General features: G+C 58.8%; 21 protein-coding genes. 9 read left to right on the top strand and 12 right to left on the bottom strand.

Annotated elements, in window-relative coordinates:
• Nucleotides 1-416 precede the first annotated feature (416 nt).
• From LAT62_RS03325 to ylqF, 3 genes are read left to right on the top strand one after another with little or no spacing between them, the layout of a single operon-like run.
• Nucleotides 417-2,450, top strand: a complete 2,034-nt coding sequence (locus LAT62_RS03325; RefSeq protein ID WP_293378935.1) for an NADPH-dependent 2,4-dienoyl-CoA reductase — start codon at nt 417-419, stop codon at nt 2,448-2,450.
• A gap of 51 nt (nt 2,451-2,501) precedes the next feature.
• Nucleotides 2,502-3,185 (top strand): hypothetical protein, encoded by a 684-nt coding sequence (locus LAT62_RS03320; protein ID WP_293378933.1) that lies wholly within the window; start codon nt 2,502-2,504, stop codon nt 3,183-3,185.
• 4 nt (nt 3,186-3,189) lie between these two features.
• The gene (gene ylqF / locus LAT62_RS03315; protein ID WP_293378931.1) at nt 3,190-4,077 is read left to right on the top strand and encodes a ribosome biogenesis GTPase YlqF; all 888 of its coding nucleotides are present in this window, start codon (nt 3,190-3,192) and stop codon (nt 4,075-4,077) included.
• Here the strand turns inward: ylqF and LAT62_RS03310 are convergent.
• On the bottom strand, nt 4,074-7,259 hold the full coding sequence (locus LAT62_RS03310; protein WP_293378928.1) for a hypothetical protein: 3,186 nt from the start codon (nt 7,257-7,259) through the stop codon (nt 4,074-4,076). The genes ylqF and LAT62_RS03310 overlap by 4 nt on opposite strands.
• A gap of 276 nt (nt 7,260-7,535) precedes the next feature.
• Here LAT62_RS03310 and LAT62_RS03305 point away from each other — a divergent pair, with 276 nt between their 5' ends.
• On the top strand, nt 7,536-9,197 hold the full coding sequence (locus LAT62_RS03305; protein WP_293378925.1) for a hypothetical protein: 1,662 nt from the start codon (nt 7,536-7,538) through the stop codon (nt 9,195-9,197).
• A gap of 4 nt (nt 9,198-9,201) precedes the next feature.
• Here the strand turns inward: LAT62_RS03305 and LAT62_RS03300 are convergent, their stop codons facing one another.
• A complete protein-coding gene (locus LAT62_RS03300; RefSeq protein ID WP_293378922.1) occupies nt 9,202-9,351 on the bottom strand; it encodes a hypothetical protein in 150 nt (49 codons plus the stop codon).
• A gap of 102 nt (nt 9,352-9,453) precedes the next feature.
• On the opposite strand from LAT62_RS03300, the gene LAT62_RS03295 reads away from it, so the two are divergent.
• Together LAT62_RS03295 and LAT62_RS03290 are read left to right on the top strand one after the other, a co-directional pair.
• Nucleotides 9,454-11,250 carry a family 14 glycosylhydrolase gene (locus LAT62_RS03295; RefSeq protein ID WP_293378919.1) on the top strand — a complete coding sequence of 599 codons (1,797 nt, stop codon included), beginning with the start codon at nt 9,454-9,456 and terminating at the stop codon, nt 11,248-11,250.
• Between the two features lie 267 nt (nt 11,251-11,517).
• Nucleotides 11,518-13,260 (top strand): hypothetical protein, encoded by a 1,743-nt coding sequence (locus LAT62_RS03290; RefSeq protein WP_293378916.1) that lies wholly within the window; start codon nt 11,518-11,520, stop codon nt 13,258-13,260.
• Between the two features lie 24 nt (nt 13,261-13,284).
• Here LAT62_RS03290 and LAT62_RS03285 read toward each other — a convergent pair whose 3' ends face one another.
• From LAT62_RS03285 to LAT62_RS03270, 4 genes are all read right to left on the bottom strand, one after another.
• Nucleotides 13,285-13,770, bottom strand: a complete 486-nt coding sequence (locus LAT62_RS03285) for a GNAT family N-acetyltransferase (protein ID WP_293378913.1) — start codon at nt 13,768-13,770, stop codon at nt 13,285-13,287.
• A gap of 33 nt (nt 13,771-13,803) precedes the next feature.
• Nucleotides 13,804-14,511, bottom strand: a complete 708-nt coding sequence (locus LAT62_RS03280; RefSeq protein WP_293378910.1) for a hypothetical protein — start codon at nt 14,509-14,511, stop codon at nt 13,804-13,806.
• Nucleotides 14,512-14,518: 7 nt separating this feature from the next.
• Nucleotides 14,519-15,163 (bottom strand): SatD family protein, encoded by a 645-nt coding sequence (locus LAT62_RS03275; RefSeq protein WP_293378907.1) that lies wholly within the window; start codon nt 15,161-15,163, stop codon nt 14,519-14,521.
• 123 nt (nt 15,164-15,286) lie between these two features.
• Nucleotides 15,287-16,510 carry an FAD-dependent oxidoreductase gene (locus LAT62_RS03270; RefSeq protein WP_293378904.1) on the bottom strand — a complete coding sequence of 408 codons (1,224 nt, stop codon included), beginning with the start codon at nt 16,508-16,510 and terminating at the stop codon, nt 15,287-15,289.
• 178 nt (nt 16,511-16,688) lie between these two features.
• Between LAT62_RS03270 and LAT62_RS03265 the strand changes: the two genes are divergently transcribed.
• Nucleotides 16,689-17,450: a sulfite exporter TauE/SafE family protein gene (locus LAT62_RS03265; RefSeq protein WP_293378901.1), complete on the top strand. Its 762-nt coding sequence runs from the start codon at nt 16,689-16,691 to the stop codon at nt 17,448-17,450.
• A 140-nt stretch (nt 17,451-17,590) separates the two neighbouring features.
• The gene (locus tag LAT62_RS03260; RefSeq protein WP_293378898.1) at nt 17,591-19,093 is read left to right on the top strand and encodes a CoA-acylating methylmalonate-semialdehyde dehydrogenase; all 1,503 of its coding nucleotides are present in this window, start codon (nt 17,591-17,593) and stop codon (nt 19,091-19,093) included.
• Nucleotides 19,094-19,255: 162 nt separating this feature from the next.
• On the opposite strand, the gene LAT62_RS03255 is transcribed toward LAT62_RS03260, so the two are convergent.
• The 4 genes from LAT62_RS03255 to LAT62_RS03240 all read right to left on the bottom strand — a co-directional run bounded on the left by LAT62_RS03255 (nt 19,256) and on the right by LAT62_RS03240 (nt 22,853).
• Complete coding sequence (locus LAT62_RS03255) at nt 19,256-19,999, bottom strand: enoyl-CoA hydratase (RefSeq protein WP_293378895.1); 744 nt, start codon at nt 19,997-19,999, stop codon at nt 19,256-19,258.
• A gap of 184 nt (nt 20,000-20,183) precedes the next feature.
• The gene (gene hemH / locus LAT62_RS03250; RefSeq protein ID WP_293378892.1) at nt 20,184-21,266 is read right to left on the bottom strand and encodes a ferrochelatase; all 1,083 of its coding nucleotides are present in this window, start codon (nt 21,264-21,266) and stop codon (nt 20,184-20,186) included.
• 15 nt (nt 21,267-21,281) lie between these two features.
• On the bottom strand, nt 21,282-22,655 hold the full coding sequence (mgtE, locus tag LAT62_RS03245; RefSeq protein WP_293378889.1) for a magnesium transporter: 1,374 nt from the start codon (nt 22,653-22,655) through the stop codon (nt 21,282-21,284).
• Between the two features lie 6 nt (nt 22,656-22,661).
• The gene (locus LAT62_RS03240) at nt 22,662-22,853 is read right to left on the bottom strand and encodes a hypothetical protein (protein WP_293378886.1); all 192 of its coding nucleotides are present in this window, start codon (nt 22,851-22,853) and stop codon (nt 22,662-22,664) included.
• Nucleotides 22,854-23,360: 507 nt separating this feature from the next.
• Between LAT62_RS03240 and LAT62_RS03235 the strand changes: the two genes are divergently transcribed.
• Nucleotides 23,361-24,065 carry an SDR family oxidoreductase gene (locus tag LAT62_RS03235; protein ID WP_293378883.1) on the top strand — a complete coding sequence of 235 codons (705 nt, stop codon included), beginning with the start codon at nt 23,361-23,363 and terminating at the stop codon, nt 24,063-24,065.
• Nucleotides 24,066-24,096: 31 nt separating this feature from the next.
• On the opposite strand, the gene LAT62_RS03230 is transcribed toward LAT62_RS03235, so the two are convergent.
• Together LAT62_RS03230 and LAT62_RS03225 are read right to left on the bottom strand one after the other, a co-directional pair.
• A complete protein-coding gene (locus LAT62_RS03230) occupies nt 24,097-24,522 on the bottom strand; it encodes a hypothetical protein (protein ID WP_293378880.1) in 426 nt (141 codons plus the stop codon).
• A gap of 121 nt (nt 24,523-24,643) precedes the next feature.
• A complete protein-coding gene (locus LAT62_RS03225; RefSeq protein WP_293378877.1) occupies nt 24,644-25,882 on the bottom strand; it encodes an MFS transporter in 1,239 nt (412 codons plus the stop codon).
• Nucleotides 25,883-25,899 lie beyond the last annotated feature (17 nt).

Below are 25,899 nucleotides of genomic sequence, written 5' to 3'. Positions count from 1 at the left end.
AATGCCGGCCTGTCACGCCGGAGGTCGCGGGTTCGAGTCCCGTCCGGTCCGCCATTCGTTTTTCCCCTCCTTCTTCTTCCTCAGTACGTGAACAAATTCACGATATAGGGTATGCCTACAGTGTGCCTCCGTTGTAGGCGCCGGCCTTGGCCGCGCTCAGGGGCTACCGACGCTAGCGCAGGCAAGCCAGCGTCCACAGGCAGGCACAACTGTAGGCCAGCGCGGTCCGACGTTTCGGCGTGAGTCGCGCTTCGGGGTCGTCATACCCCCGTCAAACCAATCCAGATATCCTCTTCTGTGCATCCATTTCACAAATCAGGACCAACCGCATGGTGCGACTACGGCCTGCCCGCAATCAGTGGTAGTCTGAACGCATTCAAACAATCGTTTAATGGCTTACACTCAAGGCTGACATCATGACAGACACTGCCTTCAAGACCCTGTTCTCGCCGCTCGATCTCGGACCTTTTTCGGTGCCCAATCGCCTGATCATGGGTTCCATGCATACCGGCCTGGAAGAGTCCCCCAAGCATTTTGACCGTCTGGCTGGCTTTTTTCGCCAACGCGCCAAAGGGGGGGCCGCCCTGATCATCACTGGAGGGGTATCACCCACCGAGGCCGGCCGCGCCATGCCCGGCGGTGCCGCCATGCTGACAGAAGCTGATGCAGAGACGCACCGGGTTATTCCGCAGGCTGTGCATGCCGAAGGAGGTCGCATCTGCCTGCAGTTGCTGCATACCGGTCGCTACGGCTTTCATCCGCAGATTGTCAGCTCAACCGCCGCTCAGGCACCGATTTCGCCCTTTCCGCCCAAGGCGCTGAGCGGCGACGAGATCAAAACAGAAATCGAGGGCTTTGCCCGGGCCGCGCAACTGGCTGAAAAAGCGGGCTATGACGGCATTGAGATCATGGGCTCCGAAGGCTATTTCATCAATCAGTTCACCTCGCCCGCACTCAATGACCGTGATGATGAGTGGGGTGGTTCGGCAGAGAATCGACAGCGCCTGGCGATTGAAATTGTGCGCGCCATCAAGGTTGCCGTGAGTGAGAAGTTTTTGCTCATCTTCCGCCTGTCGCTGCTCGATCTGGTGCCGGGTGGCACGCCCTGGGCAGAGGTGGAAGACCTGGCTCACCGGTTGATCGATGAAGGTGTGCATGTGCTGAACTCGGGCATCGGGTGGCACGAATCCAGGGTGCCCACCATCGCCTCCATGGTACCGCCGGCGGCCTTCCGGGAAGCCACCGCTCGCCTGCGTTCAACTGTGAATGTGCCGGTGGCGGTGACCAACCGAATCAATATGCCGGAGCAGGCTGAACAACTGCTGCAGGATGGCACTGCCGACCTGATCACCATGGCGCGCCCATGGCTGGCTGATGCCGACTGGGGGCAGAAAGCCGAGCAGGCCCAGTCAGACTCGATCAATACCTGTATTGGCTGCAACCAGGCCTGTCTGGATCATATTTTCGTTGGCAAGCCCGTCACCTGTCTGGTCAACCCCTATGCCCTGCAGGAAGACCGCCTGTCGCGTGCCGCAGCCCAGGCGCCGCGCAAAGTGGCGGTGATCGGTGGCGGTGTGGCAGGACTGTCGGCAGCTGTCGAACTGGCAGAGCGCGGCCATTCCGTGCATCTCTATGAACAGAGTGATCGCCTGGGTGGCCAGTTTCTTCTGGCGGCCCGCGTGCCGGGCAAGGAAGACTACAGTCACACACTGCGCTATTACGAGCAGAGGCTCGGCGCTCTTGGGGTCACGGTGCATCTCGGGACGACGGTTACGGCCAGTCAGTTGTCTGATGAGGGCATTGCCGAAGTAGTGCTGGCTACCGGGGTCCGGCCCCGGGTGCCGGAACTGCCGGGTATCGACCACCCTATGGTGGTCCGCTATGACGAATTGTTGCGCGGTGAGGCGACGCCGGCAGACCGTATTGCAGTGATGGGTGCCGGAGGCATCGGCTTTGATGTCTGCGAGTACCTGCTGCATGCAGATGCACCCGTCTCCGGTACGGATGACTTTTTGGATCACTGGGGTATTGATGCCTCCGGTGACTCGGCAGGCGGTCTGACGCAATCTCATCCGCGGCATGCCCGACGGGACATTACCCTCTGCCAGCGCTCTGATTCCAAGCCCGGAAAATCTCTGGGCAAGACCACTGGCTGGATTCATCGCCTGCAGTTGCGCATGGGTGGGGTGAACCATCTGACCGGCATACAGTACGAGCGCATTGATGATGCGGGCCTGTGGTACCGGGATCCGGCGGGCGAGCTGCACACTCTCGCCGTCGACCAGGTTGTCCTGTGTGCCGGACAGTTGTCCGAAACGACGCTGCGCGATTCGCTGACCGATGCCGGCCTGACCGTGCACACCATTGGCGGGGCCGACAAGGCTGCTGAACTGGATGCCAAGCGCGCGATTCGTCAAGGGGTCGAGGTGGCTGTTGCACTGTCGGCCTGATTTGCTCAAACTGGACAGTCTGTTATCCGCTGTTCAGCCTGAGGAGTGCCTGTGCACGCTGAAGCTCTGCTGGTCTATCAGAAGGAAACGGTAGCCCGTGAAATGCTCTATACCGAGTTTATGGCGGTGCTCGACGGCGTTGTGTCCGCGCGTTCATTTGCGGCACAGACCATGGAGGCGGTTTACCTGCAGCTGGATGAACAACTGAACGTCGATGTTATGGTCTTTTTCCGCCTGCCCTTCGACAATGAAGGCCGAGTCGCGGATACCTGGAACCTGCCACTGCGTGACATGGCGGCGCGCGCCCGCCCGGGGCCGGTCATCAAAGGCCGCAAGACACGGCTGATGTGCCGCAGCCAGTGTCCGGAAAAATGGCACAGTTGGCTGTGGGAGCCCCGCGAACGCAACGGGCGGGATCCGTTTGCCGATATCTGGCGTGTCATGCGGCGCAATCGGCTGGGCCTGCTGCCGGCTCACGCGGCAGAGTCCGAGGCTGAGCCGCCCCTGATCACGGATGGCATGGAAGAAGCCCCTGACCTGCAAGCTGAACTGCAACGCATGAAGCAGCGAGAACAGCAATTGTCACAGCACCTGCGCCGTCTTCAGACCCGCCTCGACAGCGCCACCAACCGGGTGTCCGAGCTTGAAGCCTCCAATCAGAAGTTGCGCGACTATATCAAGGTGCTGAAAACCGAGTTCATTCGACGCCAATCCAAAACCACCCATCTGGAATAGATCTGTGCAGATTCACTGGTATCCGGGCCATATGCATAAGGCCCAGCGGAAAATCCGCGAAATCATGGCGCAGGTCGATGTCATGATTGAAATTGTCGATGCGCGCCTGCCCGAGGCCAGTACCAACGCCCTGCTGGAGGAGATACGGGGTGACAAGCCCTGTCTCAGAGTCCTCAACAAGGCCGATCTGGCTGATCCGGCGGTTACCAAGCGGTGGCGCCGACACCTGGCAGAACAGCCTGGCATTACTCCCTATGTGACCGACACCGGCCAGCGCCAGCGCCTGGACGACATTCCCCGCCTGTGTCGTGAGCTGGTGCCGCGTCGCGGGATACCGGGAAAGCCGGTGCGGGCACTGATTGCCGGCATTCCCAATGTAGGCAAATCGACCCTGATCAATCATCTGTCCGGTAAAAAGGTGGCCAAAACCGGGAATGAGCCGGCAGTGACCAAGCATCAGCAGAAGGTGCTGATAGGGCGTGGATTCCAGTTACTGGACACCCCCGGCATCATGCAACCGTCTCCCGGCTCTGTAATGGGGGGCTATCGGCTGGCCGCCAGCGGGGCGATCCGCGCCACCGCGATGGAATACACGGAAGTGGCATTGTTCATGGTCGACTACCTGCTGCAGCGCTATCCGGGCCGACTGGCGAAGCGCTATGAACTGGACGAAAGCTCGGACCATGCACCGGACATGCTGGACCAGTTGGCAGCGCGTCGAGGGTGTATAAGAGAAGGAGAGCCGGACCTGCACCGGGCCAGTGAAATTCTGCTCAACGAATGGCGAGCCGGAAAACTGGGGCGCATCAGCCTGGAAACTCCTGACAGTGATACGCCTTATCGTCTGCTGCCGGATCCGGAGCCGGAGGCTCCAACCGAAGACGGGGACTAGCGCTCCGAGTTCAGTGTTTCATAGAGTGCCTGCATCCGCTTTGGTGGCGGGCCGCCCAGCTCCTGCTGGTAAAGCGCCGTCACCTGATCCCAGACCTTTTTGAGGCGATGCCAGCGCTGCTGACTGGACTCGATGCGCATGATGCCCTCCCACAGGCCGTCCACCAGCACCAGATGGCGCAGCGCAGTCTGGTAGACCTGAAGCGCGGCGTCCGGATCATTGCTTTCCAGCCGCTGACCGAGCGCTATCGCCAGGCGTTCATAGGCCCGGCTGACCGACTCCTGATAGATCTCCAGGTCGATCTGCTCCAGTCCTGAGAGCTGCGGCAATCCCTGATACATATCAAAGGCTGTCTGCAATTCAACCAGACTGTTCTTGTCCAGATGCCGACTCAGCGCCATGAACTCCCAGACATCCAGCCAGAAGAGGTTCGGGTTGAGGCGTATCTGACCCCCTTCGATCAGCAAAACCCTGGGGTCTCCCAACTGCTCACGGACTCGATGGACCGTCACATGCAGGCTGTTGAGGGCCTTTTGCTCCGGACTGTCAGGCCACAGATCGGCGGCCAGTTTGCTCTGGGCCAGCCCATCCGGCCCGGCCATGATCAGTTCGGACATCAGGGCTCGCGACCGCTTTTGCGATAACCGGAAGCCGGGCTTGCCATCCAGTTCTATGTCGAATCGCCCGAGCACATGGATGCGGCAGCGCCACGGCCAGGCATGGCGAAGGGTTTCGTCTCTGGGCGGAATCAAGTCTCGCGCTTGAATGATCCAGTGCGCATAGTCGGGCTCAAGATCGTGTTGCAGCGCCAGGGCACACAGAGTCGACAATTCGTCGGCCTTGATCATCAGCGGAAAGAACAACTGCTCGCGAGCGGCAGAGGGCAGCCATTGCTTCAGGTAGGGCAGGGCTCGCTGTGGTTGGCCGCGCACCAGTGGGATGCGCGCCAGTGCTGGGAAGACCATGGTGTCAATAAAGGCGCCACGGGTTTCCCTGTGCACCACTCTCGCCTCGCGCGAATGGCGCAGCGCTTCGCTCAATTGACCCGACTCGGCGAGCAGGCCGGCCAAATTGGCGCGCAAACCGGCAGAGATCGAAGCGGAGCCATGGTTGTCCATGGCGACCACGGCCTTTCTTGCATGGTCTATCGACTCGGCGATGCGGCCATGCAGCCAGGCCTGACCGGCCAGAAAATGGGCCTGAAAAGTATCATAGAATGGGCGGTGCGCCTTCAGATCCGTGCGCATGAACCAGGCCATCCAGTCATCGTAGGCTTCCCGGTCTTCAAAACAGAGTGCACAGTGCAAGGGTGGCACAGCGTTGTCCCAGGTGCAGATGCCATGACTGCGAATGAGGTTGCGCCCGCGTTCGGCTTCCGCCATGCACTTGTCGCGATCGGCTTCATAGATCAGAGCCCAGAGCGAGGTGAACGTATACCAGAGGCTGCGCGCCAGCGGGGAAGCCCGTTCGACCACGTCCTGATTGTCGCGCATCAGTTGCATGACATGGGCGGCCCCGGCTCGCCGTCCGAACTGCCAGGTATTGAGGTACATGACCTGACTGGCCATCATGACGCGCTCTGTATCAGGGACGTCGGAGCTAGCCAGCACTTTCAGTGTTTCGCTCTCCCAGCGTTCAAGCTCCGGGTCCAGCGGGCGCGCGTAACCATAGGCAGTCAGCATGCCGCGCAGTAAGGAATACCAGAGTGGTTTGGGCAGACGATCCCGGAACGCCTGCTCATGCTCCAGAAAGGCATCAATCCAGGGATCATAGTTGGAAATGTGCGCCCACTCGAGCCAGATGCTGTCGACAATCCCGCTCCAGCAGATCGCCATGTGCACATAGTCCTGCTGCGCGCTGAGCGCCTGCCAAGCCTGTGACAGGATGGCTCGGGCCATCCGGGTGTCATTGAGGATGACGCACATGCCCAGCCACATGGACAGGTGTGGATCCGTATCGCGCATCTCGGCGGGCAAAGCCTGCAGCCAGCCGAACAGCTGATCACCGCGGCCGGTCTGTATCAGTATCCCGGCCACCTGGCGCAAGCCATTGGCCAGTGAGGCGTAGTCACCCGCCTGAATCATCATTTCTGCCGCATCAGACCATTGACCGGCCTGCCATAATCCCTGACCCCATTGATGGTCCATCTCCGATATAGCCTGAGCGTCCAGCTCAGCCTTTGCCTGCTGCAGCAGAAAATCGCGGAACAGATCGTGGAATTGATAACAGGGACCGAGTTCGGCATCGTCTTCCTGGCGCAGGAAAGCGTGGTGTTCATGCAGATCTCGCAGCCGTTCAGGTGCGCAGGCTTCGCCGGTCAGGCTTTCCAGCAAGCTGGCTGGAATGAGTCTGGGTCGGGCACAAAAGCGCAGCAGCGCCTTGTCATCCTCTGACAGCGGCTTGTACACCTCTTCCAGAAACCAGTCATCCAGTGACCTCTGCAGCAGACTCTCGCTCACCGGGGCGTCAAACCGCCGCCAGTGCTCTATGAGCAGCATCAATCCCGCGGCCCAGCCGGGCAGACCGGTGATCGACCAGTCGCGGCCTTTGGTCAGGTCGGCAATGGTGTCGCTGTTGATGCCTTCATGCTGCAGCAGTTCTGTGGACTCTTCTGCGGTAAAACTGAGCTGTGTCTCGTCGATAATCGCCAGTCGGCCCTTGCCGCGCAGACGTATCCAGGGCGGTGCAGGCTCGTGTCGACTGGCCACGATGACAGATACACGCTCACTGAACAGCTCTTCCAGCGTGGTGGCGATAATGGCATGCAGAGGCGAGTCGGCAGGCAGGTGGTGCATGTCGTCGATAAACAGCAGCATCTGACCCGGCAACTTGCGCTGCAGTGTCTGCCCAAACTGGGTCGCAAAGACTTCCGGTGTTGCCGTGTATTCCGGGTTGAGCACGGGGAGTGCGAGAGCTTCGTCCCCCAGCAGTTGAATGGCCTGCTGGCGCAGCGCGTAGAAAAATTCTCCTACACTGAAACCATGTGGCGGGATAGGCAGACGCAACAACGTCCGCTTTTGTGCTTCAGCATAACTCAATGCCAGCGTCGTTTTGCCATAACCCCCCGCTGCCACCAACCAGATCAGACTGCTGGAAGATTTCTGCGCAAGGGTTGCAGTCAGCCGCGGCCTCACCAGCCAGCGCTCAACCTGCTCGGCAGACGCTCCTACTGCCTTATTCATGCGATGGTAATCCTGATTACTGTTCTGTCTTCCCGGAGGCTTTGCAGATTAGTTTTATCCGGCATTGTTTCATAGCCCCATTAAACCTCAATGGCAGCACAAAATAGATACTGTCGCAATGAGAAGAGCCAGAAAAGTTGACCCGTCGCACAACCTGCACCTATTCCCCTTCTTGTCCCCAATTTGTAAGACAGCTGTCAGATATTCTATGGTAGACCTGAAGATCAACTGACCGAGCTGCTGGTTCGGCAAAAAATAAAGAAGAAGAGGGACAGTATGAAAGCCAATCTCTATACAGTCGCCGTTACACTGGGAACGGCCCTGCTGCTTGTCGGTTGCAACTCCAGCAGCTCCAGCAGTTCCAATGGATCTGATGACAATGGTGACTCCGGAGGCAGCGCAGATGTCTCTGCAGTCTGTGATGCCAATGTCAGTGTGGCCTCTAATGACAGTGGTGTCGGATCAGACGGGTATGATGGACTCAGATTCTACCGGGTGGCGGATTCGGTCTGTGCATTTGATGCCGATGCTGGTGTGGCGTTTGGTGTGGATGATAATGACGGCGACGCCCTGGAACTGGTGGTGACCAGCTACAGTCGATCCGGCGGGGACCTGACAGCTGATGGGGTCATTTATGTTGCCGATGACCATCTGTGGTTTGCCGACAGCGACGCGTCCGCAGGGTCTGTTTCGCCGACTCAGGTTTCTTCCGAAGACAATGCCAGTGCCATTGATATGATGTCCTTCGCGCCGGATTTTGCAGCGGCGAACAATGGGACGCTGGTTTACCGCAAAGGTGCCGATGGCTGGTTTGCTGTGCAACGGGGTTTCGGTGCATCGAGCGACCCGGTCGCTCTCGGAGACAATCGGGAGCCGCTTGGTCCGCTTTATGATGGCGACCAATTGACACATGCGATAATCCGGGATGGCAGTCGCCTGGTGCTCTCGGAAGTCTCGGATCTCAGTGGCGAAGCTGAAGAACTTCTTGATGGAGGCGTTATCTCCGGCTTCACGAACTATGTCGGCATGTTTGGCGACGGCACCGCAGTCCTGGCTGTGGGCAGTGACTTCTATTTTCTGGACCCTGGCTCTAAGCAGCTCGAAAAAGCCTCTGGTGACGCGGCAGAAACAGCAAACAACCTGAGCGGGTTTGGCGCACTGGTCAGTCGGGGTATCCGAATTGATGACGTCATGTACCTGGCCCTGACCGACGACGGCCAAGCCGTCTTGTCGGAGATCGACAAGACATCGCAGGAGATCAACATTGTCGACGAGGCCGAAACCGACAATACAACGCCGGTGCTGCTGGTGGTCAACGATGACTATATTGGCTGGGGCTGGTCGCATGGCTTGGGCCAGGAGGGCGAATCTGCAGTTGTGGTGATTGAGCGCGAAAACCACAACAACAAAGACAAGGTCTACAACGGTGGTGAAGACGTGATTGTCACCTCTCAGGTACCGGCACACATAGGCGATTGGATCTTCTTCAATACAGCTGATGGCGATGCAAACTACTCGGCACGCTATGTGGCACTCGAAACCCCCGGCACGGTGACAGAGTTGGACGACGCAAGCTGGCAGGGCGGGCTGATTGATGTCAGCACCACAACCATGCCTTTCTATGTGCCCGATACCCGGCTGGATACGGTGTTGCTGAACGACCGCAATGGTGAAGAAGAAATCCAGGCGCGCGCTGCCGACGATCCGTCAGAAAGCACCACACTCGGCAAGTTGCCCGCCCAGAGCCCGCCAGCTGATACCATGGCGCCGCCCAGACTGTTGCTGGGGGCAACCTCCACACTTGGGCCGGCACGGCTGGTGTCCTACGGTTCAGGTCTTGCAGAAATCCTGTTCTACCTGGACACGCGGCATAGTGACTCCATGGTGGAGATAGGCGAGGTCGAACCCGACCCGATCATTATTCAGGGCGGATTCTGACGCCCTAATGCCCGCCGGGCATGGACGATGCCCGGCGGCTGTTTCCACCTTCTCCAGCGATCGTCTGAACACCGATCGCAATGCGTGAAAAAATCAATAAAATCAACAGCATGGCTGCTCCTTTGGCCAAGGTTTTGGTCAGGTTTCCGGTCAACTAGACCCCAAAATTCCACCCTAAAGTTCGATTGTTCCCACCATCACAACCGGTCAATCCTTGAACGGCCAAGACAAAAACAACAAGTGAAAAGGTGAAGATATGTTGAACTTGAAACGTGCCGCTGGTGCCCTGGGTGCCACGGCGTTGCTTATGGCTTCCGCCGCCTGGGCAGATCTCGCTGAAACCACCAATGCGATGGCCCCGCTGGAACTGCGCAACAGCAGTGAATGGAGTGCATTCGAATGGCAGTTGGAAGAAGCCGCCAGTTACGGCCTTGACGGCGTCTCGGTGGATGTCTGGTGGGGCATGGTCGAAGGTGATGGTGATGGTCAGTACGACTGGTCTTACTATGACGCCATCTTTGACACCATTATTTCCCGCGGCCTGCAGATTATCCCGATCATGTCCTTCCACCAGTGTGGTGGCAACGTCGGTGACGACTGCGGTGAAGACGTGATCACCCGGGATGGCAACAGTTGGCAACTCGGGCAGAGCGGCACCAACGAGATCCCGATTCCCTGGTGGATCTGGGAAGATATCCCGGCTCAACATGCTGGCCTGAGCGATGCCGACATGCGTTACAAGAGCGAATTCGGCAACTACTCGGTGGAAACCGTGTCCCTGTGGGCCGATGACTTTGTGCTGGACCAGTATGCCGATTTCATGGCGGCCTTCCAGGACCGGTACGAGCATCTGGCGGACCACATTATCGAGCTGAACATCAGCATGGGTCCGGCCGGTGAACTGCGCTACCCATCCTACAATCAGCATGATGACGGGCATGCCATCGCCTCCTATCCGGGGCGCGGTGCGCTGCAGGCCTATGGTCGCCTGGCCATTGAAGACTTCCAGGCCTGGGCCGAAGACAAGTACGGCAACCTGACCAGCCTCAACAATGCCTGGGGCACCAGTCTGAGCAACTTCGATCAGGTCAATCCGCCGTCCGATGCACAGTTCTTCTTTGATCAGCAGGACCATCTGTACAGCCAGTACGGGCGAGATTTCATCCGCTGGTACCACGAATCGCTGACAGCACATGGTACCCGCATGCTGAATGCGGCCATGGATGGCTTTGACGGTGCCTTCAGCGGTATCGAACTGGGCATGAAGATCCCCGGTATCCACTGGCAGATCGGCAACCCGAGCGACAGTGTGCGCCGCGTTCCCGAAATGACCGCCGGCCTGATTCCGTCCGACATTGATATCTACTCACCGTCCACCGGTCATGGGTATGAGAGCATGATCAACACCACCCAGACCGGCAGCGACCCTAACCGTAATGTCGTCCTGCATTTCACCGCGCTGGAAATGGGCAACCCGGACAGCTTCCCGGACTACTCGCGGGCCGAAGACCTGGTGTTCTGGGTGGGTGAAGAAGGCGGTAACCAGGGCGTTGACCTGAAAGGCGAAAATGCACTGGCCGGCGGTGCCATGACCGACTTTGGCTGGGATCAGATCGAAAACGCCTTTACCCACAGCAGCTACAACGGCCTGACCATCCTGCGCCTGCAGAACGTCACTGAAAACAACACCGGGCGCAACCGCTATGCACAGTTCATCCAGAACTTCCATGCCGGTACCGGTGATGATGGGGCGACGGTCAACTTTACCTGCAACAATGGCAGCACCTACTGGGGCCAGAGTGTCTACGCAGTCGGCAATACAGCGGAACTGGGCAACTGGGACCCGGCCAATGGTGTTCTGCTGGACGCCACCAACTACCCGACATGGAGCGGCTCGGTCAGTGACCTGCCGAAGAATACCAGCATCGAGTGGAAGTGCGTCAAGCGCGAGGAGAGCAATCCGGGCGCCGGCGTCGAATGGCAGTCCGGCAGCAACAACCAGGTGACGACAGGCGGCGATGGCTCGTCTGTCAGCAGCACCGGCAGCTTCTGATCCATTTCAGATCCCTTGAATAGCCGCACTCTTCCGGAGTGCGGCTTTTTTGTTGCAGAATCCTCCCTGTAAATTGTCCTCTCACCAAGTAAATATCGCTTCAGTTCCACCATTTGTAAGTCGTATGTAAGGCCTTTCTGTCACCCTGTTACTGATCCGTCACGGTTCACAAGTGTGCTTGTGCAGGCCGGTCGGACCAGAGAAGCTTCAACGCAGCAACAACAAGAGGACGGTATGCGACACAAGACGCTTCAAGCAATGATGATCATGAGCTCGGCACTGCTGATTGCCTGCAATGACAGTGGTTCAAGTTCTAGCAGTTCTGGCAACGGCGACAATGGCAATGGTAATGGAGACAACGGCAACGGCGACAATGACAATGGGCAGTTGACTGTCAACTGTGAGGCCAACCTGGATCTGGCAGACAATAATGACGGTTTGAGCCGAGAGGGGCATTCTGGCCTCAGTTTCTTTGCTGTTCAGGATCGGGTCTGCGCGCTTGATTCCGAACAGGGCACCGTGTTTGAGGTCGCGCGCAGTGACAACGGAGAAGATGTTCAGCAGATGGATACCCATTTCTCTACCGACGCCAGCGGCGAAATGACCATCGAAGGGGTGGTCTATGCCATGGACGAGCATCTCTGGTGGGCGGATGCCGATGCGTCGGCGGGTGGCGTGACACCAAGGCAGATTTCCTCCGAAAGCCGAGGAGAGGACGTTGACAGCCTCCGAGTCGAGCCGGACTACCAGAACAGCGATAATGCTCTGGTGGTCTACAGACTGGATACAGAATTCTGGTATGCGGTCCCGGTGGATGCGGCCACTTCCCAAGATCCTGCGGCACTTGAGCTGCCTGACGATGGTGCAGTGTCGGTGATTGCGGTTCGCGACGAGGATGGCGCGATTGAGGGACTGATACTACCGCAGGGAGATCCCTCCGAGTTCACTATGGTCTTCCGGGATATAGATGCTCTGGATGATGAGGGCACAGAGCTTGATGACCTGAGCGACAACTTGCAAGTGCTCAAGGTGGGCCGACTGGACAGTGGTGACCTTCTGATCCAGACCCGCGCCGGTTATGTCCGCGCATTTGATCGAGAAGAGCAGGAGCTGTCCGACCCCGTAGCGATTGATGCCCTGGACGATGGCGTTGTCAACCTGGTAGTGACGACGCGGTATGCCAATGATGGCGAGAACGTCTACATTGCCGATCATGACAGCGATGGCGCCCGGTTGACGCGCCTCTCGATTGACTCGGGAGAGCCTGATATCGAGATACTGCGTTCGGACATCGAAGACGCAGAAGATTTTCCCAAATTCGTCACGACCACGGATGACCATATCGTTTGGGCTTATAGTATCGAGGATTCCGATGACCAGATTATCGAGGTGGTGGAAAGCATCGAGAAAGCGGATACCGATCAAGTAGCCGACTATTCGTTGCCGGAAAACCTGGTGATTCGAGACGGCATCGGCAGCATCGGCGAGCCGTGGGTGCACACGTCGGGCAACAAGGTGTTTTTCAACGCAAGCTCCCGGTCTTTCCCTGACCCGGAGGGCGAGACGTTCAGAGCCTACTGGCTGGAGCCTGACGCGGACCCCGATGCACTGAATTATCGCGAGGACCAGAACTGGCGTCTGGCCCTGTCAGACCCGACCATACACCCGGCCGTGGGACTGGCTCGCCAGGAGCGCTCCGAAATATTGGTAGTGGCGCGAGACGAGGACGTCAGCGACAGCTCTGAAGAGGATTTTGCCACGGCGGTGCCGGCCAGCGAGCCCGATGCTGATGGCGTCGAGCTTGGCAAGTATGGAGCAGACGGAGGACCTATAGGTCCGTTCCTGCTGTCCTCTGCCGATTACGGTTTTGGTCCAGGCCGTTTGGCGATGCGCAGCATGACCGGTGGTGAAAATACACTCTACTGGCTGGATGTCCGGCATGAGGACTCCATGAAGCCCATTCTGCGCAATGAGGAAGGGCAGGCCCATCGGCTGCAACCTGGTTTCTGACCGGACACAGTGCCCACCGGTGCGCTATACTCCCTGCGCGAGGCGCTCCAGCGCCTCGCCATCCACTCGATAGCCAATCCATTCCGACATGGGACGGGCCCCCAGCGACTCGTAGAAGGCGATCGACGGCGTGTTCCAGTCCAGTACGCTCCACTCGAAACGGCGGCAGTCCTTGTCGAGCGCCAGTTTGGCCAGGTACTGCAGCAGTGCTTTCCCGGCCCCGTGTCCCCGGTACTCCGGGTCCACGAAAAGATCCTCGAGATAGATGCCCCGCTTGCCGGTCCAGGTTGAGAAGTTGAAAAAATAGATGGCAAAGCCCACCGGCTGGTCACCCATAAAGCAGATCACACCGTGGGTCGTTGCATCTTCGCCAAACAGCGCCTGCTGAATGTCTTCTTCGGTGGCTTCAACCTGATCCTCCGCGTTCTCATAAATGGCCAGAGCGCGAATAAAGCCCATAATAACAGGGACCTGGTCGGGACGGGCGGGGACAATGGTCAGTTCAGACATGGGAGATCGGGTTTCCTTTCAGTTCAATTCAATTCAATGTAGCCGCAGTACCACCTCTGCAATCACGATGGTCAGCAGAGTGGAGAGCAGGGTGCCAATCAGCACGTATTCGGCAAAGGGTCTTTCATCCATCTGGCGGAAACGGGCGAAGCCCTTGGCCGCAATGATCAGGGCAATGATGGTGTAGTACTGGGCAGTGACCACCACCAGATAGATGATCCAGCGCTCCAGAATACCGATGATGCGACCTGCGTTGTATTCCTGCTGGTCAATGGTCGCTGGCTCGTTCTGGTCCGAGGAGGCCTGCATGGGCTCCAGATGAAAGCGCTGAAAGACAACGCGAATCAGATAGTTGGCTTCGTTGGCGAGCAGCAGCCCGCCCAGAACCATGGCCAGATATTTGGTTGCCAGGTCGGGCAGGGCAGCCAGTGGCTCCGTGCTGGCAATGCCGATTGCAGTCCCCGGGATATAGTAGAACAGGATCAGCAGCAGGGCCGACATCAGCAGTGCCAGCAGTCGACTCAGGTTGAGGTGGCGGGCAGCCAGCAGGCGTTCCGGCAGCGCATGCAGGGCAAGAATGCACAGGGTCAGCAACACCCAGCCTGCCGACAGCTGCAGTGTTGCCAGCGCTGCCAGCAGGGTGAGTACCGCCAGCACGGCCAGCCGCCTGACCGAGGCCGGTTTGTCGGGCAGGCCCCAGCGGATCATGACCAGCAGTGTGAAAAACAGCAGAGCGCCCATATGCGGTTCAATCCTTGTGGTCGAAACTGGGTTCAAGCAGTGTATCCAGCAGGGCGAACAACGCCATGATCAGCTCCAGCTCACCATCCCGGATATTCTGATACACCGCCTGAATACTGATTTCCAGTGCCGCGGCGATATCCGCTGGCGTCTGGTCCATCAGCAGGCGGCACAGAATCTCGTAGCGGTTGGCCCGCCACTTTGCGCTCATGCTGCCGATCACCTGCAGCAGCGCGTCGGCCCAGCGCTGGTCTGCGTCAGCCAGTCCGGTGATGGCCAGCGTTCGAGCCTGTCCCTTGAGCCGCTCCATGCCGTCCCGGGCGTGGTAAAAGGCTTTGCCATCCATGCCCAGCGCCTGCTCCCGATTGATGGGTGTGGCTATCTCGCCCAGACCCAGCGAAAAGCGAACCCGCGCCGGCAGCAGTGCTTTCTGAATGTGCATCAGTTCGAACCACAGCCTGTCCGAGCGGGTGCGCACGGCCTGAAACTCATCACCCAGGGTAATGGTATAGGGTGATGCCAGCCCTTCCGGAGCAGGTTTGTTCAGCGTCAGCAGGCACTGCGCCAAGCGACGCTGCAGCTCGCCCCGATCTGCGGCGTCCCGGGAACTGATCAGATCGCCAATCACGACCAGATAGCGTTGCTGGGCCATATTAAATCACTATGGTTTACCTTCAGAAATTAAACAATAATGGTTTAAAAAAAGAAAGTAAACTATTTTGGTTTAATCGACGCACCGCACCGCACCGTGCAGGAAGCAGCTCTTGGTCTGCCGTCAGCCCGCCTGCAACAGCGGCTTCAGGGGCGCACCGGGGTCAGACAGTACCGCCGGATCCGGCTTGCTGCCACCATTGATCAGGCGTTCGCATATCTTGATGTCCCGTGCGATGGCATTGCCCGGCGCCACGCCGGCAGCGCCGGCCAAGGTGCCATCCGCGCGCAGACTGAAGTGCAGCAGCGACCGGTCATCAATCTGTCGCACGACCTCTTCGCTGCCCTGATCCGGCAAGCCGGCAATCTGCAGGCCCAGATCAAACTGGTTGGACCAGAACCAGGGCGCTTTCATGTAGGTCTCGCCCTTGCCCAGCATATTCAGTGCCGCGACTTCGCCCTGTTCCTGCGCACAACGCCAGGACTCAAGCCGCATACGATTGTTGTCATACAGAGGGTGAGGGAAGGAACAGCAGTCTCCGGCGGCAAATATATGCGGGTCTTCCGTCGCCATGCCGGCATCGACTGCGATGCCATTTTCGATCCTGAGTCCGGCCGACTCAGCCAGGCCGGTGCTGGGTGCCGCGCCGACGCCCGCGATAATCATGTCGGCCTGGATGGTCTGACCGTTCGACAGGGTCAGCATGCGCCGGTCATGACGCGTGTTGACGTCCGAGACCCGGGTGGACAGGTGGATATGAACCCCCTGGTTCTGATGTTCCTGGCGAATGATCTGCGCGATGGATGCCGGTACCGCCCGTTTCATCAGTTCATCCTGCAACTCCAGCACATGCACGATGGCACCGTGGCTGCGCAGCGAGGCGGCCACTTCGAGGCCGATAAACCCACCGCCGACCATTACCACATTCAGTCCTTCGCGCATGCGTTCCCGGATACGGTCAGAATCGTTCACCGAGCGCAGTAGCAGTATGGAGGGGTCCGGGACCTTGGGGATACGGACTCTGCGCGCACTGGCGCCGGTGGCCAGCAGCAATTTTTCATACTGCAGCGTTTCACCATCCCGGGTGATCAGTGTCCGGTCTTCGCGGCGAATGGCCTCCACCGTGACGCTGGGCCGGAAATTGATTTCCAGGGCCTCAAACTGGTTGGTTCCGCCAATACTTGTGAGTTTTCGATCCGCACCGGTGAGATAGTCCTTGGACAGGGGAGGGCGCTCATAGGGGGTATGGGGCTCTTCACCCAAAAGGGTTACAGGGCCGTCCCAGCCCTGCTGGCGCAAGGTAACGGCTGCGCGAACACCGGCTTCGCCGGCTCCTACAATCACCATGCCTGATTTCATTTGCTGGGTCCTCCGCTGACAGGTCGGTCGTTTCTGATTATGGCGCCTATTGTCACCTCTCTGGCTTTCGGATGCCACCTGAACAGTCATCATAAAATGATCCCAAAAGCCGGATTGGCTTTGTTATAGTCGGCGCTTTCGCGTGCTGTCACTGCAGGAAGTGCCGATGATCCAGGAGCCGCTGTTTTACCTCTCTGCCTTTTTTGCCGTCATGATTGCCGGTATTTCCAAGGGCGGCTTTGGAGGTGGGGTGGGAGTGATGGCGGTACCACTGATGGCCCTGGTAATACCGCCGTTCCAGGCTGCGGCCATCATGCTGCCCATTCTGTGCATCATGGATCTGGCCGGCCTGAAGGCCTTCTGGAAGAAATGGGACAACCGCAATATCCTGATCATGATTCCCGGCTCGGTACTGGGTATCCTGATCGCCTTTTTGACCTACCGTTGGGTCAGTGACGACCACCTGCGCATCCTGATCGGCGTGATCGCGGTCGTCTTCGCGTTGAACTATTACCTGAATCGGGCACCTGAGGGCAGCACCCCCGCACTCCCGAGTTGGACCAGGGGCACCTTCTGGTCAACAGTCGCCGGCTTTACCAGTTTCTCTGCCCATGCCGGCGGCCCGCCAATGAATATGTATCTGCTGCCCCAGCGACTGGACAAGACCCTGTTTGTGGGTACCACCGTGATGTTCTTTACTGTGGTCAATTACGTCAAGTTGGTGCCCTATGCGCTTCTGGGTCAGTTCGATACCACCAACCTGATGACAGCGCTGGTGCTGGGACCTCTGGCCATTTTCGGGGTTTACAGTGGTTACTGGCTGCACAAGCGCATCTCCATCTTTGTCTTCTACCGTATTTGCTACGCGTTTCTGCTGATTACCGGCGGACGGCTCTTGTACCAGGGCGTGACGAATCTCTGGTTTTGAAATAGCCTGAACGCATCTGTTGCAGATACGGGTGTTCTATAAATCAGACATTGTGTAAAATATTTTGAGTATTTAGATGCAGCCTGATTTTCAGATCTTTCAGGCTTGCAGCCTTCGCGACAGCCAGACAGGTGAAACTGATGACAACATTGGGCAACTATATCAACGGCAAGCGTATCGGCAGCGATAGCGGCCGCACCGCACCCTATTACAACCCTGCAACCGGCGAGGCTCATGGTCAGGTGGCCCTGTCTTCAGCCGACGAGACGCGCGCGGCTGTTGCCGCAGCGCAGACTGCCTTTGAAACCTGGCGCAAGGTCAGCCCGCTGAAGCGGGCGCGCATCATGTTCAAATTCAAGGAACTGATAGAGCGCGACGCCGAGAAAATTGCGACTCGTATTTCGCAGGAGCATGGCAAGGTCTACTCGGATGCGATGGGTGAACTGACCCGAGGCCTGGAAGTGGTGGAGTTCGCCTGTGGCGCCCCGCACCTGCTGAAAGGTGAGCACTCGCTGAATGTAGGTGGTGGTGTCGACAGCTACTCGCTGATGCAGCCCGTCGGTGTCTGTGCTGGTATCACGCCGTTCAACTTCCCGGCCATGGTGCCCATGTGGATGTTCCCTGTGGCGATTGCCGCGGGCAATACCTTTGTGCTGAAGCCCTCGGAAAAGGACCCAACCGTGCCCATCATGCTGGCGGAACTGCTGACCGAAGCCGGTCTGCCGGAAGGCGTGCTGAACGTGGTCAATGGCGACAAGGAAGCGGTCGACGTGCTGCTGACCGATGAACGCGTCGAAGCCGTCAGCTTTGTCGGTTCAACGCCCATTGCCGAATATATCTATCAGACCGCATCCGCGCACGGCAAGCGCGTGCAGGCGCTGGGCGGCGCCAAGAATCACATGGTCATCATGCCCGATGCCGATCCCTCACAGGTGGTCAATTCCCTGCTGGGGGCAGCCTATGGCTCCGCTGGTGAGCGTTGTATGGCGATCTCTGTTGCGGTCTGTGTCGGTGAAGAGGTTGCCGATCACCTGGTACGCGACCTGACCGCCGAAATCGACAAGATGAAAGTCGGGCCTGGCACTGGTCAAAGCCCGGAGCCGCATATGGGCCCGCTGGTCACCCGCGAGCACGCCGACAAGGTGCTGGGTTATATCGGTACCGGTGTGGAAGAGGGTGCCAGCCTGATCGTGGACGGGCGTGATTTCGTGGTGACCGGTGCCGAGCATGGCTATTTCGTCGGCCCGACACTGTTTGACCACGTCAAGCCGGGCATGCGGATCTATGAAGAGGAGATCTTCGGGCCGGTTCTGGTCGTGGTGCGCGTCGACAGCTATGACGAAGCGATCAAACTGGTCAATCGTCACGAATATGGCAATGGTACGGCCATCTTCACCCGTGATGGCGATACCGCCCGCCAGTACACCGAAGAGGTGCAGGTCGGCATGGTGGGTGTGAATGTGCCCATCCCGGTACCTATGGCGTTCCACAGCTTTGGTGGCTGGAAGCGTTCACTGTTCGGCCCGCTGCATGTGCATGGGCCGGATGGTATTCGTTTCTACACCCGCATGAAGACCATCACCGCCCGCTGGCCTACAGGCATCCGCGCTGGCGCCGAGTTCTCCATGCCGACAATGAAATAGGCTGCGGCCCACCTGTAGGCCGTGGGCCTTGGCCTCGCAAAAATCTGTAGGCTGTGGCCCTTGGCCACGTAGGGTGCTTCGGCCAGAATGCGTGAGCAAGGCTCACAGCCTACAGACGCCGCCACATTTGCAGGCCGTGGCCCTTGGCCACGCTTGCGTTGCCTATCGCTTGAAGAACGCGGCGACGCGCTGCTGGAATTCGCGGCTCTGCAGTCGTTCGGCGAACACCTCGGCTTCATTCTCGATGGCCTGCAGGGTTTCTGCCTGTGTCGGTGCCCGCATCAGACGACGCGCCGCCTGCAGGGCCTGTGGGGGCTGTTCGGCCATGCTCTGCGCCCACTCCGTGACCACAGTATCAACATCCTCAGGTGCGGTTACCCGATTGACCATACCGGCCTGCAGGGCTTCCTCTGCGCCGAAAGGCTGGCCGGTGAGTAGCCATTCGGCGGCTTTCGGGTAACCGACCAGGCGCGGCAGTATCAGTGACGAGGCAAACTCCGGCACCAAACCGAGGCTGACAAAGGGGAGTTGCAGTTTGGCCTCTGTGCCCAGGCATACCAGATCACAGTGCAGCAGCAGCGTGGTGCCTATTCCCACTGCATGGCCGTTGACGCTGGCGAGCATGGGCTTGGGAAAAACAGCCGCAGTGCGGAGAAAACGCAATACCGGTGCATTGGCAAAATCCTTCACCCCGGTCATGAAGTCCTTGAGGTCGTTGCCCGCCGTGAAACAATCGGCCTGGCCGGCAAACACCACGACGCGGACTTTATCGTCTGTTGCCGCAGCTTCCAGTTCATCCGCCAGTGTTGAGTACATGGCCTGGGTGATGGCGTTTTTCTTGTCGGGGCGATTGAAACGCAGCGTCAATACGGCGCCGTCGCGCGAGGCAAGTATGGGATCGGTCATAGTGGTTCTGCAGCCTTTCTCGGATGATCAGTTGAGCTTAATCGGGTGCGACGCGGGCGGGAAGGGCAGGAAAGGGTATTGATGACCCTGAGGCAAGAATAGGCGAGTAGGCTGTGGCCCTCGGCCACGCACGGTGCCTGGGCCCGAATGCGTGAGCAAGCCCCGAAATGTCGGACCGCACAGCCTAAACCTCGGCGCCCATCTGCATGGCTTCTTCCCTGGTCGCCGACCGATCCAGCTCAGCCAGCGGCTCCCAGCCTTTCAGGTGCTGTTCCAGCAGGGCGGTCAGCGCATCAACATGGCCCTGCTCTGCGTTCATGCAGGGAATGTACTGATAGTCCTGACCGCCAGCTTCCATGAAATACTCCCGGTTTTCCTCGCCGATTTCTTCGATGGTCTCCAGGCAGTCAGCGGCAAAGCCGGGGCAGATGACCTGTACCGATTTGACGCCCTGGCCAGGCAGTGCCTGCAGGGTATGGTCCGTGTAGGGCTTCAGCCATTCCTCGCGCCCGAAGCGGGACTGGAAGGTGGTCATGTAGTCATCCTTGCCCAGGCCCAGTCTTTCGGCCAGCAGTCGGGAGGTCTTGTGGCACTCGCAGTGGTAGGGGTCACCGCGCAACAGATACTTTTTCGGCACGCCGTGGTAGGACATCAGCAGGCGGTCTGCCCGGCCGTGCTCTTTCCAGTAGGCTTCAATATGCCGTGCCATTGCTTCAATAAAGGGCGGAAAGTCGTGATAGTGATTGATAAAGCGCATCTCAGGCAGCCAGCGGCGTCTGCTGAAATCCTGTGCAATGGCATCAAAGGTCGAGGCAGTGGTTGCACCGCTGTACTGGGGATACAGCGGCAACACCAGCAGCTTGCGCACACCCTGGTCCTCCAGCTTCTGCAGTCCGGACGCGATGGACGGGTTGCCGTAGCGCATGGCGAATTCGACCACCACCTGGTCGCCATAGCGGCCCTTCATATAGGCGCGGATGGCATCGCACTGATCCTGGGTATGAAACAGCAGGGGTGAGCCGCGCTCCGTCCAGACCGTCTGATAGGCTTTGGCGGAGCGGCGCGGGCGAATATTCAGAATGATGCCGTTCAGGATCAGCCACCAGACAGGGCGCGGCACTTCGACCACGCGGGGGTCCCATAAAAACTCTTTGAGATACCGGCGCAGGGCGCCCGGTTCGGGGGCGTCCGGGGTGCCCAGGTTGGTCAGCAATATGCCGGTCCTGGCAGCTGAGTCGTGCCGGTAATTTTCAATACCCTTGAACACAAAATCTCCTGACAATCATAGGGCCGCTGGCAGATCCAGCAGCCAGGTCGCAATACCGAAATAGATCAGTACACCACAAGCATCAATCAGCGTTGTAACCAGTGGTGCGCTGGCTGTGGCCGGGTCCCAGCCAACTCGACGCAGCAAAAAGGGCAGCGTCAGGCCGGCCAGGCTGCCGAAGACGACCACAGTCACCATGGTCATGCCGACGATCAGGGCAATCACCTCGCCACCACGGATGGCGCCGATGGGCGCGATCGCAACGGCCATGGTCAGCCCGAGTGCTGCGGCGATCAGCACTTCACGACCGAACAGTTTCAACCAGTCTGCACTACGCACTTCACGGGTTGCCAGACCACGAATGATCAGTGTCGCGGATTGGGAGCCCGCGTTGCCACCGCTGCCGATCAGCAGTGGAAGGAAGAACACCAGGGCGACCTCGGCGGCAATCGTGTCCTCGAAATGAGCGATGCCTGCCCCGGAAAAGATATTGCCAAATACCAGCAGAACCAGCCACACAACGCGGCTTTTGTAGACAGCGAACAGGCTGGCAGAGCTGAGATTCTGCTCCATGGGCTGCACGGAGGCACCTCGGTGCATGTCCTCTGTGGCTTCCATCTCGGCCACGTCCATGGCGTCATCGTAGGTCACGATACCCACGAGACGACCGCCAAGATCAATGATTGGCAGGGCCAGCAAGTCATAGCGGGCAATCTGATCGGCCACTTCTTCCTGATGCTCATCGACCGTGGCGGTGACCAGATCCGTGGTCATGACTTTTTCCAGACGACCTTCCTTGCGCGCCAGCATCAGTCGGCGCAGAGATACAGTACCGACCAGGCGGCCCATGTGGTCAATGCAATAGATGTCGTAGACAGTTTCAGCTGAAGGCGCCGTGGCGCGGATGATGTCAAAAGCCTGGGCAACCGTGGACCGGGCGGGCACGGCAACATAGTCGCTGGTCATCAAGGCACCGGCTGTCCCAGAGGCATAGCTGGCCAGCAGGCGCAGGTCCTCCCGCTCGTTGCGGGCCATCAGGCGCATAACCCTGGCTTTCAGGCTGTCGTCCAGCAGGTTGAAAAGGTCAGCCCGTTCATCGGCATTCATGTGAGAAAGCAACTCGGCCAGCATGGGCTCTGCCATGTTCAGGGCCAGTTCTTGCTGTGCCTCAAGACCGAAGTAGCCTATCGCCCGGGCGCGCTGTTCGATCGGGAGATAGGCCAGCAGTTTCTCGGTAACGTCCAGAGAGTGCTCACGCACAAACTCTGCAAAGTCGGGCGCCGGCATCTCATTGGCCAGTTCCGCCATGCGCTCGCCGTCACTGGAATCAATGGCGCTGAGCAACTGGGCTCCATGCTGGTCGAACGCAGCTTCAGCGCCATCAGTCATCAGGGATCAGTCCTTGTGGCCGGGCCTGGAGTTGTCGGAGGCCTCTGGTTTGTCGAGGACCTTGTTCAGGCCATAGTAGACGGTGACGAAAAACGAAACCGCGATAATCAGATAGGAGACATGAAACTCGAATTGCACATACATCCAGGCGACCAGAGAAGACAGCGCCGTGAGCAGGACTACCAGCCACAATTTCATTGCTTTTATTATCCTTTTGTTCCCCATACCTGCTCTGCATTAAACCACAGGTGGTGAAGAGTCGGCCAGTCATCGACTGCGTCTGCCGGTCCGGGTCTGCTGCGTTTTGGGGCAGACAGCACCAGTTTGAAACAGCGTACGACCCGGATAGGGAACTTACCTGGGCAGCAAAAATACCTCAAAAGTGGTATAAGTTTATAAGTCATTGAAAACAATAGAAAAACAAATTTTTTCAGCCTGGGTAGCTAACTGGCACGCCACCTGCATTACAGTAGGTGCACTCACCGGATTCAGGATAGAAGCCGGTTCTGATTACGGATAATCATTTGCTGGGCAATCTTTACCCGATGGCTGCATTGCAGCCATCGGGTTCTTTTTTTGCAGCGCCTCCTGTCGCCAGGCTCTCGGGCAGCCTGAATTCACTGCAATGAATTATTCGCTACCTGTCTGGTCTGTGAGCCACTTTCAGTCGTATGCTGTGCGCATAGAATCTATCAGGAGTGCGTCATGATTGTGGTCATCACCGGTGCCGGGCGTCGGCTGGGATATGAACTGGCCAGCCATTTTCTTTCAGCAGGCCACACGGTGGTTGGCTGCTATCGCACGCATTATACCGAGGTGGACGATCTGCGTCAGCGTGGCGCCGATCTGACGCAGGTTGAACTGACAGACCTGGAGGCAGTGGATAGCTGGATTCAGGGAGTTGTCACCCGTTATCCCCATATCAGCCTGTTGCTGCACAACGCCTCTGCCTTTCGGCCTGTCGGCGACGACCCGAAAGCGGAGTTGAAAGCCTTTGCAGAGTACTTTCAGGTGCACATGCAGGTACCCTTTTTGCTCAATGAACGGTGTGCCGATGCATTGCGAGCCTGTCCTGACAGCAAGGGCAACATCATCCATATCACGGATATCTTTACCGATCGACCGTCACCACGCTTTCGCACCTACTGTGCCACCAAGGCGGGACTGGGCAACATGAGTCACGCCTATGCCAGGTTGCTGGCCCCCGAGATACGGGTCAACACCATCCAACCGGGGCCTCTGGAGTTTCTGCCCGAGCACAGCGAGGAGGCCCGTGTTCAGGTATTGCAGGAAACGCCGTTGCAACGCATGGGTGGGTTTGGTCCGGTGGTGCAGACGGTAGACTATATTCTGGCCAATGATTATCTGACCGGGGCCAGTATTCCGGTCGATGGCGGGCGTTCGCTCTAAGTTGTGTCCACATCGCCTGACCAGCCTGCGGTCAGTCTTCCTCCCCGTAGCCGCGCACCGGTTGTGCCACCCACCAGCGGTCATCCCGTCCATGGCCGGTCAGTTCGCCGGGTTCACGATCGCCGCTGTAGCGATACAGCGGGCGGCTTTCATAGGCCCATTGCAGACGGCCGTCCGGGCGCGTGATCACGGAAAAACCTTCAGGCGGAAACTGCCGGTGGCGTGCTTCGGCGACATGCGGCGGGAACTGAACGGCGCATTCGCCGGTGCATGCCGAGGATTCGGGACGGTCACGGCTGTAGGTATACAACGTCATGGCGCTGTCATCGGTCCAGACCAGCCCCAGCGGGGTTTGTCTCGAGGCCAGCGGGAAGTCGTGGTCGCTGGTTTCCCAGGCCACTGCTCCCAGAGGCAACAGCAGGGTTGTCATCAGCACAAGGACGCGCGGGTAGATCATGGATACCGCCAATTGGGTAAAGCCTCTGTGTCTATTATCTGCACCGAGAGTCGATACTTGAAGTGTCTTTGCGCTTTTGTTGCCGGAAAGGCAGGGTGGCGGTCCGAACTGTCTGTTGGTTTCAGGTCCGCTGGTGGCGTTCATGTCCGCATTGCCACAAGGCCAGTGCAGCCACCGTCATCAACAGGACATTGACCAGAAACACCGAGCCATAGCCGCCAAACTCTGCCACTACGCCGCCCAGCCCGGCGCCCAGCAGGCTGCCCACCTTGATGGCATTGGTATACAGCGTCGACGCCATGCCAAGTCGATCAGGCATCAGCTTCTGGAATACACTGATGCCGACACCGGCGGCCAGCCCGATCAGCACGCCATTGAAGATCTGCAGCACGGCCAGCATGGTGACTCCGGAGAACAGGAAAATGCCCAGATAAAAGGCCGTACCCCCGGCAACCGCAATCCACAGCGGGCGCAGCAATGGCCAGCGATGCGCCATGGCCCCGCCGGCCACCATGATGGGAATCTCCAGGCCGGCGGCCAGTCCCATCAGCAGACCGGGCACGATGCCGCCAATGCCCAGCGTTTCGCGCACATACAGCGGCATATAGACGATGTACATGGTATTGGCGGCGAATACTGCCAGAATCATCAGGGCCAGCCACTTGATGCGGCGGTTGGTGGGCAGGCTGGCACCGCGGGTGGCCTGCACCTTGCCGTCCGGCAAACCGGGCAGCAACAGCAGGCAGAGGCCAAACATGATGGCGACCAGCCACATCAGGCGGGTAAAGCCGATCAATTCGAACAGCAGATAGGCCAGGGGTGGCCCGACAATCCAACTGGCGGAAAAACAGGCGCGCAGTACCGACTGAAAGAGGGCAGCCTCTTCCTCCGCCACTGCCTCGCGGGCCATGGCGAAAATCTGCGGCTGGGCGGCCGAAGACAGCCCGAACCAGATCATCCCGGCCACCAGCAGCCAGCCATATTGAGTGATGTAGCCCAAGGCCAGTGAGCCCACCATACCCACGGCAGTGGACACCCAAAGGATCAGTATGCGCCGCAGGCCCTGGTCCGAGGCTTTGGCCAGACTGTGGCTGACCAGCACCCCAGCCGCCGTATTGACCGCAAAAAAGACCCCGATCCACAGCGGCGAAATACCCAGGCCGATGGCCAGGTGTGTACTCAGAACCGGAAAGACACCGGCACCGGCCAGCCCCAGCAACAGGGCCAGTGTGAGCAGGCGCAGGCGCTGCGGCTCGAACCAGAAGGTGGTCCAGGAGCCGGCGCGGGCATCGGTCTCGGAGTAAGCGCTTTCATCCTGTTCCCAGGAAGACGACGACGAGTGCTGATCAGGTGAAGCCATAGGGTCTCTTGGTCAAA

The organism is Natronospirillum sp., from assembly GCF_022565775.1.
GTDB lineage: Bacteria > Pseudomonadota > Gammaproteobacteria > Pseudomonadales > Natronospirillaceae > Natronospirillum.
This window is presented reverse-complemented; position numbering and strand designations above follow the sequence as displayed.

Bases quoted from the DNA above. Each gene is read 5' to 3' on its own strand.
- LAT62_RS03295 (WP_293378919.1), top strand. From the start codon at position 9,454: ATGTTGAACTTGAAACGTGCCGCTGGTGCCCTGGGTGCCACGGCGTTG.
- LAT62_RS03225 (WP_293378877.1), bottom strand. From the start codon at position 25,882: ATGGCTTCACCTGATCAGCACTCGTCGTCGTCTTCCTGGGAACAGGAT.
- LAT62_RS03255 (WP_293378895.1), bottom strand. From the start codon at position 19,999: ATGACCGATCCCATACTTGCCTCGCGCGACGGCGCCGTATTGACGCTG.
- mgtE (WP_293378889.1), bottom strand. From the start codon at position 22,655: ATGACTGATGGCGCTGAAGCTGCGTTCGACCAGCATGGAGCCCAGTTG.
- LAT62_RS03265 (WP_293378901.1), top strand. From the start codon at position 16,689: ATGATCCAGGAGCCGCTGTTTTACCTCTCTGCCTTTTTTGCCGTCATG.
- LAT62_RS03310 (WP_293378928.1), bottom strand. From the start codon at position 7,259: ATGAATAAGGCAGTAGGAGCGTCTGCCGAGCAGGTTGAGCGCTGGCTG.
- LAT62_RS03230 (WP_293378880.1), bottom strand. From the start codon at position 24,522: ATGATCTACCCGCGCGTCCTTGTGCTGATGACAACCCTGCTGTTGCCT.
- LAT62_RS03260 (WP_293378898.1), top strand. From the start codon at position 17,591: ATGACAACATTGGGCAACTATATCAACGGCAAGCGTATCGGCAGCGAT.
- LAT62_RS03290 (WP_293378916.1), top strand. From the start codon at position 11,518: ATGAGCTCGGCACTGCTGATTGCCTGCAATGACAGTGGTTCAAGTTCT.
- LAT62_RS03280 (WP_293378910.1), bottom strand. From the start codon at position 14,511: ATGGGCGCTCTGCTGTTTTTCACACTGCTGGTCATGATCCGCTGGGGC.
- LAT62_RS03240 (WP_293378886.1), bottom strand. From the start codon at position 22,853: ATGAAATTGTGGCTGGTAGTCCTGCTCACGGCGCTGTCTTCTCTGGTC.
- LAT62_RS03305 (WP_293378925.1), top strand. From the start codon at position 7,536: ATGAAAGCCAATCTCTATACAGTCGCCGTTACACTGGGAACGGCCCTG.
- LAT62_RS03325 (WP_293378935.1), top strand. From the start codon at position 417: ATGACAGACACTGCCTTCAAGACCCTGTTCTCGCCGCTCGATCTCGGA.
- LAT62_RS03275 (WP_293378907.1), bottom strand. From the start codon at position 15,163: ATGGCCCAGCAACGCTATCTGGTCGTGATTGGCGATCTGATCAGTTCC.
- LAT62_RS03285 (WP_293378913.1), bottom strand. From the start codon at position 13,770: ATGTCTGAACTGACCATTGTCCCCGCCCGTCCCGACCAGGTCCCTGTT.
- LAT62_RS03235 (WP_293378883.1), top strand. From the start codon at position 23,361: ATGATTGTGGTCATCACCGGTGCCGGGCGTCGGCTGGGATATGAACTG.
- LAT62_RS03270 (WP_293378904.1), bottom strand. From the start codon at position 16,510: ATGGTGATTGTAGGAGCCGGCGAAGCCGGTGTTCGCGCAGCCGTTACC.